Below are 10167 nucleotides of genomic sequence, written 5' to 3'. Positions count from 1 at the left end.
AGCGGGACGGCGTCCCAGCCGATCGTCTGGCCGTGCACGACCGCCCCGTCCGCGCCGGTGTGCTCGACGATGCCGGGTACGCCGATGCCCACGCCGAGCAGCCGCTCCGCGGGGACCTCCGCCGTGCGCAGCACCTCCGCGATGCCGTCCCGGATGTGGTCGACGACGACCCCGACCTCGTACCGCTCGCCGCCCTCCGCCGAGGGGGCCAGGGGACGTTCGGCGCGGGCGAGTTCGGTGAGGGTGAGGTCGAACAGCTCGACCCTGACCCGGGTCTCGCCCACGTCCACGCCGATCATCCGCCCGCTGGCGGGGGCGACGCGCAGCAGGATGCGGGGCCGGCCGCCGGCCGAGTCGACGCTGCCGGCCTCCTCGACGAGCCCCTCGGCGACGAGTTCGGCCACCACGTTGCTGATCGAGCCGGAGCTGAGCCCGGTGGCGGGGCCGAGCGAGAAGCGGCTCATCGGGCCGTCGAAGTAGAGCCGCCGGAGGACCGCGGTGCGGTTCTCGCGCCGCAGGTCCCGCACGGTCCTGCCGTTCGATCTGGTCACTCGGGCCCCTCGCGGTCGTGGTCCATCGGGCGGGTCATCGGCGGCCGTCGCTCAGGCCCTGCGCAGCCCGCTGAGCAGCAGCTCGGCCAGCTGGTCGTACGCCTCGGCGTCCGCGAGGCCGGTGGACGCCGCCACCTGCCGGCGCTGGATGCGCACCATCACGGAGGCGATGACGTCGGCGGCGAAGGCCACGTGGACCTCCCGGAAGACGCCCGCCCTGACGCCCTCCTCGATGAGCTGCTGCACCCGGCCGGCGGCGGCACGGGTGTTCCGCTCGTACACCTCGGCGGCCGGCTCGAAGGCGGCCACGTCGTCGAAGAACTGCGGGGAGACCGGCGCCAGCTCGGCGGAGACGGCCCGCAGGTAGGCGGAGAGCCGCTCGGCGGGGCCGCTCGCGGCGGCCAGCACGGCCTCGACGCGGGCCGTGGCGCGCCGGAAGAAGTGCACGACGGCCGCCCTGACCAGCTGTTCCTTGCTGCCGGCCAGGCCGTACAGGGTCCGCTTGGAGCAGTGCAGCCGGGCGGCCAGGTCGTCGAGGGTGAGCCGGGCGAAGCCCTCGCCGACGAGCAGGGCGACCAGCTCCTCGAAGAGCGCGGAGCGGCGTGCCGCTCCGCGGCCCGTGAGCTTGGGGGCGCCGGCGGCGGAGGTCTCGATCACCCGAACAGTATGCCGGGCCGCCCGCGAGGAGGGGTTACGTCCGGAGACCCATGCGCTATTTTTAACGGTACTGGAGTACCCGTCTTAGTACCGCTTCGCCGAGTGCACCCGTACCCCTTCCCCGCACCACCGCGCGCCGATGGAGTCGCCATGGATGTCGACCGCCTGCTTCCCACCCCCGAAGCGGCGGACCTCATCGCCCTCACCCGCGAGATCGCCGACAACGAGCTCTCGCCGCGGGTGGACGAGCACGAGGCCGCCGAGACCTATCCCGAGGGTCTCTTCGCCACGCTGGGCCGGGCCGGGCTCCTCGGCCTCGCCTACCCCGAGGAGTACGGCGGCGGCGGCCAGCCGTACGAGGTCTACCTCCAGGTCCTGGAGGAGCTCGCCGCCCGCTGGGCGGCCGTCGCCGTCGCGACCAGCGTGCACACCCTGGCCTGCCACCCCCTGTACGCCTTCGGCACCGAGGCGCAGAAGGAACGCTGGCTCCCCGCCATGCTGGAGGGCCGGCTCGTCGGCGGGTACAGCCTCTCCGAACCGCAGGCCGGCTCGGACGCCGCCGCCCTCTCCTGCAAGGCGGAGCGCCAGGAGGACGGCAGCGGCTACCGGATCACCGGCACCAAGGCGTGGATCACCCACGGCGGCAGGGCCGGCTTCTACTCCCTCTTCGCCCGCACCGCCCCGGGCGGCCACGGCGTCTCCTGCTTCCTGGCCCCCGGCGAGACCGAGGGCCTCTCCTTCGGCGCCCCCGAGCGCAAGATGGGCCTCCAGGCGGTCCCGACCACCTCCGCCTACTGGGACGGCGCCCTCATCGAGGAGGACCGGCTCGTCGGCACCGAGGGCCAGGGCCTCCAGATCGCCTTCAGCGCCCTCGACAACGGCCGCCTCGGCATCGCGGCCTGCGCCACCGGCCTCGCCCAGGCCGCCCTGGACGCCGCCGTCGACTACGCCAACGAGCGCACCACCTTCGGCCGCCGCCTCGTCGACCACCAGGGCCTCGGCTTCCTCCTCGCCGACATGGCCGCCGCCGTCGACGCGGCCCGCGCCACCTACCTCGACGCCGCCCGCCGCCGCGACCTCGGCCGCCCCTTCAGCCGCCAGGCCAGCGCGGCGAAGCTCATCGCCACGGACACGGCGATGAAGGTCACCACGGACGCCGTCCAGGTCCTCGGCGGCTACGGCTACACCCGCGACTTCCCCGTCGAGCGCTACATGCGCGAGGCCAAGATCATGCAGATCTTCGAGGGCACGAACCAGATCCAGCGGCTGGTCATCAGCCGGGGGCTGGCGCGCCCGGAGAAGTGACGGCCGGGGGCAGGTCCAGGTACGCGGTGAGGCCCGTGTCGGGGGCGTAGCGGTCTCCCGCGTACGTGCGCAGCCCGGCGTCGAGGCGGCGGAGCGCCGGCCGGGGGTCCTCCGAGGCGTCGAAGTGGAGCGCCAGGACCGCTTCCTTCCCGCCCTTGCCGGAGAAGCCCTTCGGCGCCGGCGCGTCCTCGCGGAGGACGGCCGCCAGCTGCCACCGGCGCTCTCCCCGTGTGCCCTGCCTCGTGGAGCGGACGGTGACGCGGGAGACGTCCGTCCACGGCGAGGACCAGCGCCGGTCGCGCACCCGGCAGTGGAGATGGTCGGCGGTCAGCTGGACGGTGTGCCGGACGAGCGGCCGGCCGCCGGCGAGGACGGCTCCGGTCACCAGGGCGGCCAGGCCGAGCAGCGAGGTGGCGACGGCGACGACCGGGAGCGCCAGCACCATGCCGAGGGGGACCCCGACGCTCGCGGACAGGATCCCGAGGACCGCGAGGCAGCCGCCGTTCTCCGTCCGCCGGGTCGGCTTCTCCACGAGGCCCGCCGTGACCTCCACCGCCTCCGTCCGCGGGGCCGCCGGCGCCGGCGCCGGCACCCTGGCGGGCGGCCGGGGCGCCGCCGGGGGCTCGGTGCCCAGGAGGTCCAGGACCCGGGAGGGCGACGGGCGGCGCTCCGGCGACTTCTCCAGGCACGCGGCGACCAGCGCGCGCAGGCCGGAGGGGACGTCGTCCAGATCCGGCTCGTCGTGGACCACGCGGTAGAGCAGCGCGGGGGCCGGGCCCTCGCCGAAGGGGGCCCGGCCGGTCGCGGCGTACGCGAGGACCGCGCCCAGCGAGAAGACGTCGCTCGACGGGTCCACCGGCCCGCCCGTCGCCTGCTCCGGGCTCATGAAACCCGGGGTGCCGACGATCAGGCCGGTGTCCGTGAGCGCCGTCGCGCCCTCCACCGCCTTCGAGATGCCGAAGTCGACGACGCGCGGCCCGTCCTCCGTGACCAGGATGTTCGACGGCTTCAGGTCCCGGTGCACGAGACCGGCGCGGTGGACGGCCTCCAGCGCCTCGGCGAGACCGGCGGCGAGCGAGCGCAGCTCCGGCTCGGACAGCCGGCCCCGGTCCCGCACGAGCGCCGCCAGGTCGGGCGCGTCGATGTAGTCGCCGGCCACCCAGGGCACCGGACCGTCCGGGTCGGCGTCCACGAGCGGCGCGGTCCAGAAACCCCCGACGGTCCTGGCGGCCGCCACCTCGCGCCGGAACCGCTCCCGGAAGCCGGGGTCGGCGGCGATCTGCGGCCGGATCACCTTCACCGCCAGCCGCCGGCCGCTCCGGGAGACGGCCAGGAACACCTGTCCCATGCCGCCCTCGCCGAGCCGCGCCGAGAGGCGGTACGGGCCGATGACGTCCGGATCGTCCGGCTGCAAGTCCTGCACGGGTCACCCGAGTTCGTGTCCCTGGCGAGGCGATACTTCCAGAGGTACGAGCCCCCGGGCCAGTCGGGAGCGCCCCCTCCTAGACTGATCACCTTTGGCGGGCGCGCTGGACGCCCGCCCTTTCTGCGGGGGGATCCATGAGGAAGGCACTGGTCGCCGGCGCGCTCGCGCTGGCGGCGCTGCTGACGAGCGCCACCGGGGCGACGGCCGTCTCGGCGGAGGCGGAGGCCGTCCCGTACACGGGGTGGACCTGGAACATATCGGGCCACAAGCTGAACCACGGTCGCGTCGACAGCGGCCTGATCGAAGAGGCGGTGGGCTCGATCAGACGGGCCGAGAACGCCGTGGACTTCGTCTCGTTCAACGAGATCTGCCACAACCAGTACCGCGCCGTCAGGACGCAGCTGGCGAGCTGGAACCCGGACAACCCGAGCTACGCCCGCTTCCAGGAGGCCATCCCGGCGGGCAGCAAGGGCGCGGACGGCCGGTCGATCTGCGGCGGGGAGTCCTTCGGCAAGGCGCTCTTCAGCCGCCACCAGCTCGGCGGCGCCGAATACCGGACGTTCGCGCAGGAGAGCGGCCTGTCCTACTGGTCCGCCGACGGCGTCGAGCACCCGGTGATGAGCGGGCTGCTCTGCGCGCCGCTGGTCGCCCGGTCGAACATGAAGTTCTGCTCGGTCCACATCAGCCCGATCTCGACCTCGGACGTCATGTCGGAGGACGGGAAGACCGTGCTGGTGGAGGGCAGGCCGTACGGCTACCGCCAGCTCGTCGAACTCGACGGCATCCTGGACGGGTTCGCCGCCGCCGGCCAGACGTACATGATCGCCGGTGACTTCAACGCCGAGCCGGACTACGACCGGCTGAACCGCTTCTACGCCGTGGAGGTCCCGGAGCCCTCGGGATCCAGGGGGGACAAGCCGAACTACGGTGACCACCGCGAGCTCGACGACCTGGACGCCTCCTGCCCGGGGTACGGCGAGGAGACCTCGGCCAACCCCGTGGCCGGGCTGCCCTGCGGCATGGCGCGCCCCAAGATCGACATGATCTTCGCCCGCAAGGACCGGCTCGCCTCGCCCGACTACTCCGCCGACTCCAAGGCGATCCCCCTCTGCACGGAGATCGACGCGAAGGGCGCGCTCAAGCCCGGGAACACCGAGCCCTGCTCCGACCACCGCGTGCTGATCGGCCGGGCGACGCTGCTCGTCGACCCGGCGACGTGACAGACTCGTGTTGATTTCGTGTTGAACCAGTTGGGGCGTATGCTGTGACCAGCCACCCCGGTTCGCCTGTGTTCCCCCGTTTCAGGCGCACCGGGGTCGGCTTTTTTGCGCTCGGTGTGCTATCGGGCCAGGGTCGCCACGCCGGCGCGGGCGAACTTCTCGTCCAGGTCGCCGGAGGGGGCGCCCGCGACGCCGATGCCGGCGATCGGGCCGCCCTTGGCGGTGACCGGGGCGCCGCCGCCGAGGAAGAGGGTGCCGGGGATGTCCTCGAGGTTCGGGGCCTGCTCCAGGCGCTCGACCAGCTCGGAGGTCGGGGCGTTCCAGGAGACGGCGGTGAACGCCTTCTTCACGGCCGACGCGGAGGACTGCGGGCCGGCGCCGTCGCCGCGCAGGGTGACGATGGTTTTGCCGTCGCGGTCCACGACCGCGACGCTCACCCGCTGGTTCTCCGCCTCCGCCGCGTCCAGCACGGCCTTCGCCGCCTTCGTCGCCGCGGCGACCGTCAGGTGGGTGGCGGTGGTCGTGTGCGTGCTCTTCGCCTCGGTGACGGCCGCGGGGGCCGCGGCCGTGGACTCGCCGCCGGCGCTCGCGGAGTAGGCGCCGACCCCGGCCAGGCCGAGGGCGACGATCGCGCCACCGGTGATCAGACGGGTCCGGTGGGCCTTCTTCACGTGCTTCATCAGGGGTGCTCCAGGGGGAGGGGTGGACGAGCGGCCGAAGATCGACCGGCGTCTCATCCTGCGGCCGGTTCCCCGGCGGGACGGTCGGCGCACCGGATGCCGTCGGCGGGCGGATCGGGGGACCCCCGGGTCCGCCGATCGGATGACCCCCGGCCCGCGGCCCCGGCGCCACGGAGCGGGGTGCGGGTTCTATGGTGGGCGGCGCAGACCGCGCGGACCGCGCGGTCCCCCGCGGGGAGCGTCCCCGGGCCGGCGGCCACCCCGCCGGCAGGGCCACCCGCACGACACGTACGAGGAGTTCCATGGACATCGCCGGCTCCGCCGCTCTCGTCACCGGCGCCGCCTCCGGCCTCGGCGCCGCCACCGCCGCCGCGCTCGCCGCCCGCGGCGCCACGGTCTACGGCCTCGACCTCGGCAAGGCCGTCGACGCCGCCGGGGAGCTGCCCGAGGGCGTCCGGCTGATCGCCGCCGACGTCACCGACGAGGACCAGGTCCGCGCCGCGCTCGCCGCGATCGACGCCGAGGGGGCCGAGCTGCGACTCGCCGTCAACTGCGCGGGGATCGCGCCCTCGGCCCGCCTCCTGGGCCGCAAGGGCCCGCACGACCTCGACCTCTTCCGTACGGTCGTGAACGTCAACCTGGTCGGCACGTTCAACGTGATGCGGCTCGCCGCCGAGTCCATCGCCCGCCACGAGGCCGACGAGCACGGCCAGCGGGGGCTCGTCGTCAACACCGCCTCCATCGCCGCCTTCGAGGGCCAGGTGGGGCAGATCGCGTACGCCGCCTCCAAGGCCGGCGTCGCCGGGATGACCATCACCGCCGCCCGCGACCTCGCCCAGTACGGCATCCGGGTCGTCACCGTCGCCCCCGGCATCGTCGACACCCCGATGATGGCCGGCTTCAGCGAGGAGATCCGCGCCGGCCTCGCGGCGAGCGTCACCTTCCCGCAGCGCCTCGCGCAGCCGGGGGAGTACGCCCGGCTGATCACGATGATCGCCGAGCACGACTACCTCAACGGCGAGACGATCCGGATGGACGGCGCCCTGCGGATGTCCGCCCGCTGAACCGCACCGCCCTCGAGAGAGCACTCGGTGCCGGAATGAACCGGCACCGAGTGCCGCACGAAGGTCGTCCGGATGTTAGGTTCGTGCCATGGCAGCAGCGGCGACGAACCCCCCGACCTCCCCGAAGCCCGCGATGCGGGACTCCCTCATCGCCGCGGCCTTCCAGCTCTTCCTGGAGCGGGGCTACGAGCAGACCACCGTCGACGACATCGTCACGCTCGCCGGCGTCGGCCGCCGCTCCTTCTTCCGCTACTTCCCGTCGAAGGAGGACGTGGTCTTCCCCGACCACGACCAGTGCCTCGACGACATGACCCGCTTCCTCGCCGCCAGCGCCGACAGCGACGACCCCATGGTCCGGGTCTGCGGCGCCGCCCGCCTGGTCATGCGGATGTACGCCGAGAACCCCACCTTCTCCGTCCAGCGCTACCGGCTCACCCGGGAGGTCGCCGGGCTGCGCGCGTACGAGCTCTCCGTCGTCTGGCGGTACGAGAAGACCCTCGGCGACTACCTGCGCACCCGCTGGGCCGACCGCAGGGACGGCACCCTGCGCGCCAACGTGGCCGCCGCGGCCGTCGTCGCCGCCCACAACCACGCCCTGCGGCACTGGCTCCGTTCGGGCGGCGAGGGCGAGCCCTTCGAAGAGGTCGACCGGGCGCTGGAGTTCGTCCGCGCCACCTGGAGCCCGGACGCTCCGGGCGCCGCCGCCGGGGACACCGCGGCGGAGGAGGACGGGGACGTGGTGGTCGTCATCACCAAGCGGTCCACCCCGATGTGGCGCGTGGTGCGCGAGGTCGAGTCGAGCCTCGGCGAGGGATGAGGGGTCGCAGTATCTCAGATTGAGGGAACTGAGGTCTTTCTTTGCTGGCACTGAGTGCCATATCTTGGGCTCCATGCACGGTCGAGCCGCCGAGTGCGAGGAGAAGGCATCGTGTTCCACACGGGACTGAGGAACCCCGGCGCCGTCCGGACCGAGGAATCGGCCGAAGGCACCGATCTCTACTTCCAGCGCTGCGCCTGGTGCCACACCACCACCTTCCAGCGCCTGCTCTGTCCGACCTGCGGGTCGACCGACCTCTCCCCCCAACTCAGCGAGGGGGAGGGCGTGATCACCGTCCGCCGCGCCTACACCGCCGCCGAGGCCGACCTCTGGCCGGTCCACATGGCCGAGGGCTTCGTGGTCCGCTGCCGGGTCGACGGACCGCCGCACGCCGTGCGCCCCGGCGTCCGGGTCAAGCTCGCGAGCGCCGCCGACACCGGCCGCCGGCCGGTCGTCCGGCTCTGCGAGGAGGTCCCGCTCGACGGCTGGATCTGAGTCCGGAGGGCAGGCGAAAGGGGGGTGGCACAGAGTGCCACCCCCCTTCGTCGCGCCGAGGGCGTCAGCGCGAGCCGATCTCCTCGGTGAGCTGCGGCAGCACCGCGAAGAGGTCGCCGACCACGCCGTAGTCGACCAGGTCGAAGATCGGGGCCTCGGGGTCCTTGTTGACCGCGACGATCGTCTTCGACGTCTGCATGCCGGCCCGGTGCTGGATGGCGCCGGAGATGCCCGCGGCGACGTACAGCTGGGGCGAGACCTGCTTGCCGGTCTGGCCGACCTGGTTGGAGTGCGGGTACCAGCCGGCGTCGACGGCGGCGCGGGAGGCGCCGACGGCCGCGCCGAGCGAGTCGGCCAGCTTCTCGACGACCTCGAAGCCCTCGGCGGCGCCGACGCCGCGGCCGCCGGAGACCACGATGGCGGACTCGGTGAGCTCCGGGCGGCCGGTGGAGACGCGCGCGGTGCGGGAGACGACCTTCGCCGCGTTGCCGGTGAAGGCGACGGCGACGTTCTCGACCGCGCCCGCGGTCGGGGCGGCCTCCGGGGCGGCGGAGTTCGGCTTGACGGTGATGACCGGGACGCCGTGCGAGACGCGGGACTTCACCGTGTACGAGGCGGCGAAGACCGACTGCGTGGCGACCGGGCCCTCGGCGCCGGCCTCCAGCTCGACGGCGTCGGTGATGAGGCCGGAGCCGAGGCGGAGCGCGACGCGGGCCGCGATCTCCTTGCCCTCGCCGGAGGAGGTCACCAGGACGGCGGCCACCTCCTTCTCCTTGGCGATCTGGGTGAGCGCGTCGACCTTGGGGACGACGAGCTGCTCGGCGAACTCGGCGCCGTCCGCCACGTAGACGGTGGCCGCGCCGTACTCGGCGGCGGTGGCGGCGACGGAGGCGGCGGCCTCGCCGGCGCCGAGGACGACCGCGGACGGCTCGCCCAGGCGGCGGGCCAGAGTGAGCAGTTCGAGGGCCGGCTTGCGGACCGCACCGTCGGCGTGGTCCACGAGAACCAGGATCTCAGCCATGATTCCTTGCTCCTGAGATGGGGTGACGGGCGGTCAGATGAACTTCTGGGAGGCGAGGAAGGCGGCGAGCTGCTTGCCGCCGTCACCGTCCTCGTCGGTGACGATCGTGCCCTGGGTGCGGGCCGGGCGGGCGTCCGCCGACTCGACCAGGGTCCACGAGCCGGCCAGGCCGACCTCGTCCTCGTCGATGTCCAGGTCGTCGAGCTCCAGCTCCTCGACCGGCTTCTTCTTCGCGGCCATGATCCCCTTGAAGGAGGGGTAACGGGCCTCGCCGGACTGGTCGGTGACCGAGACGACGGCGGGCAGCGGGGCCTCCAGGAGCTCGGTGGCGGCGTCGCCGTCGCGGCGGCCCCTCACCACGCCGTCCTCCACCGACACCTCGGAGAGCAGCGTCGCCGCCGGCAGGCTCAGCCGCTCGGCGAGCAGCGCCGGCAGCACGCCCATGGTGCCGTCGGTCGAGGCCATGCCGCAGACGACGAGGTCGAAGCCGGTCTTCTCCAGCGTCTTGGCGAGGATCGCCGAGGTGGCGATGACGTCGGAGCCGTGGATGGCCTCGTCGTTGACGTGGACGGCCTTGTCGGCGCCCATCGACAGCGCCTTGCGCAGGGCGTCCTTGGCGTCGTCCGGGCCGACCGTCACGACGGTGACCTCGGCGTCGTCGGCCTCCTCGGAGATCCGCAGCGCCTGCTCGACCGCGTACTCGTCGAGCTCCGAGAGGAGGCCGTCGACCTCGTCGCGGTCGACGGTCAGGTCGTCCGCGAAACCGCGGTCGCCGGTGGCGTCGGGAACGTACTTCACACAGACAGCGATCCTCAGGGTCACGGCCTGGCTCCTTTCAACGAGCGGATTTTCAGGGGAGGTTGCGGGCCATGACGATGCGCTGGACCTGGTTGGTGCCCTCGTAGATCTGGGTGATCTTGGCGTCGCGCAT

General features: G+C 73.3%; 12 protein-coding genes. 5 read left to right on the top strand and 7 right to left on the bottom strand.

Translation table 11 applies throughout. The annotated features are described in order from the left end of the window. Together IE245_RS36275 and IE245_RS36270 are read right to left on the bottom strand one after the other, a co-directional pair. On the bottom strand, nt 1-551 hold a 551-nt coding region (locus IE245_RS36275), incomplete at its 3' end, for an ROK family protein (RefSeq protein ID WP_189955681.1). A gap of 51 nt (nt 552-602) precedes the next feature. Further along, on the bottom strand, nt 603-1208 hold the full coding sequence (locus tag IE245_RS36270) for a TetR/AcrR family transcriptional regulator (RefSeq protein WP_169089407.1): 606 nt from the start codon (nt 1206-1208) through the stop codon (nt 603-605). A 150-nt stretch (nt 1209-1358) separates the two neighbouring features. Between IE245_RS36270 and IE245_RS36265 the strand changes: the two genes are divergently transcribed. Beyond that, nucleotides 1359-2513 carry an acyl-CoA dehydrogenase family protein gene (locus tag IE245_RS36265; protein WP_189955679.1) on the top strand — a complete coding sequence of 385 codons (1155 nt, stop codon included), beginning with the start codon at nt 1359-1361 and terminating at the stop codon, nt 2511-2513. Here the strand turns inward: IE245_RS36265 and IE245_RS37575 are convergent. After that, nucleotides 2482-3936, bottom strand: a complete 1455-nt coding sequence (locus IE245_RS37575) for a serine/threonine-protein kinase (RefSeq protein ID WP_229852068.1) — start codon at nt 3934-3936, stop codon at nt 2482-2484. The genes IE245_RS36265 and IE245_RS37575 overlap by 32 nt on opposite strands. 137 nt (nt 3937-4073) lie before the next feature. Between IE245_RS37575 and IE245_RS36255 the strand changes: the two genes are divergently transcribed. Further along, nucleotides 4074-5159 (top strand): endonuclease/exonuclease/phosphatase family protein, encoded by a 1086-nt coding sequence (locus IE245_RS36255; RefSeq protein ID WP_189955677.1) that lies wholly within the window; start codon nt 4074-4076, stop codon nt 5157-5159. A gap of 119 nt (nt 5160-5278) precedes the next feature. Here the strand turns inward: IE245_RS36255 and IE245_RS36250 are convergent, their stop codons facing one another. Then, complete coding sequence (locus tag IE245_RS36250; RefSeq protein ID WP_189955674.1) at nt 5279-5839, bottom strand: GlcG/HbpS family heme-binding protein; 561 nt, start codon at nt 5837-5839, stop codon at nt 5279-5281. Nucleotides 5840-6141: 302 nt separating this feature from the next. On the opposite strand from IE245_RS36250, the gene IE245_RS36245 reads away from it, so the two are divergent. From IE245_RS36245 to IE245_RS36235, 3 genes are all read left to right on the top strand, one after another. Further along, nucleotides 6142-6903, top strand: a complete 762-nt coding sequence (locus tag IE245_RS36245; protein WP_189955672.1) for an SDR family NAD(P)-dependent oxidoreductase — start codon at nt 6142-6144, stop codon at nt 6901-6903. Between the two features lie 88 nt (nt 6904-6991). Next, on the top strand, nt 6992-7720 hold the full coding sequence (locus IE245_RS36240; protein WP_189955670.1) for a TetR family transcriptional regulator: 729 nt from the start codon (nt 6992-6994) through the stop codon (nt 7718-7720). A 111-nt stretch (nt 7721-7831) separates the two neighbouring features. Continuing rightward, complete coding sequence (locus IE245_RS36235) at nt 7832-8215, top strand: Zn-ribbon domain-containing OB-fold protein (protein WP_189955668.1); 384 nt, start codon at nt 7832-7834, stop codon at nt 8213-8215. Nucleotides 8216-8279: 64 nt separating this feature from the next. Here IE245_RS36235 and IE245_RS36230 read toward each other — a convergent pair whose 3' ends face one another. From IE245_RS36230 to IE245_RS36220, 3 genes are all read right to left on the bottom strand, one after another. Continuing rightward, nucleotides 8280-9236 carry an electron transfer flavoprotein subunit alpha/FixB family protein gene (locus IE245_RS36230; protein WP_189955667.1) on the bottom strand — a complete coding sequence of 319 codons (957 nt, stop codon included), beginning with the start codon at nt 9234-9236 and terminating at the stop codon, nt 8280-8282. Nucleotides 9237-9269: 33 nt separating this feature from the next. Continuing rightward, nucleotides 9270-10058 carry an electron transfer flavoprotein subunit beta/FixA family protein gene (locus tag IE245_RS36225; protein WP_189955665.1) on the bottom strand — a complete coding sequence of 263 codons (789 nt, stop codon included), beginning with the start codon at nt 10056-10058 and terminating at the stop codon, nt 9270-9272. Between the two features lie 28 nt (nt 10059-10086). Then, nucleotides 10087-10167, bottom strand: an 81-nt coding sequence (locus IE245_RS36220) for an acyl-CoA dehydrogenase family protein (protein WP_157882129.1), incomplete at its 5' end; no start/stop codon positions are given.

The organism is Streptomyces roseolus, from assembly GCF_014649855.1.
Classification (GTDB): Bacteria; Actinomycetota; Actinomycetes; order Streptomycetales; family Streptomycetaceae; genus Streptomyces; species Streptomyces roseolus.
This window is presented reverse-complemented; position numbering and strand designations above follow the sequence as displayed.

Coding starts and splice junctions, on each gene's coding strand:
- IE245_RS36265 (WP_189955679.1), top strand. CDS start 1,359: ATGGATGTCGACCGCCTGCTTCCCACCCCCGAAGCGGCGGACCTCATC.
- IE245_RS36255 (WP_189955677.1), top strand. CDS start 4,074: ATGAGGAAGGCACTGGTCGCCGGCGCGCTCGCGCTGGCGGCGCTGCTG.
- IE245_RS36250 (WP_189955674.1), bottom strand. CDS start 5,839: ATGAAGCACGTGAAGAAGGCCCACCGGACCCGTCTGATCACCGGTGGC.
- IE245_RS36245 (WP_189955672.1), top strand. CDS start 6,142: ATGGACATCGCCGGCTCCGCCGCTCTCGTCACCGGCGCCGCCTCCGGC.
- IE245_RS36240 (WP_189955670.1), top strand. CDS start 6,992: ATGGCAGCAGCGGCGACGAACCCCCCGACCTCCCCGAAGCCCGCGATG.
- IE245_RS36230 (WP_189955667.1), bottom strand. CDS start 9,236: ATGGCTGAGATCCTGGTTCTCGTGGACCACGCCGACGGTGCGGTCCGC.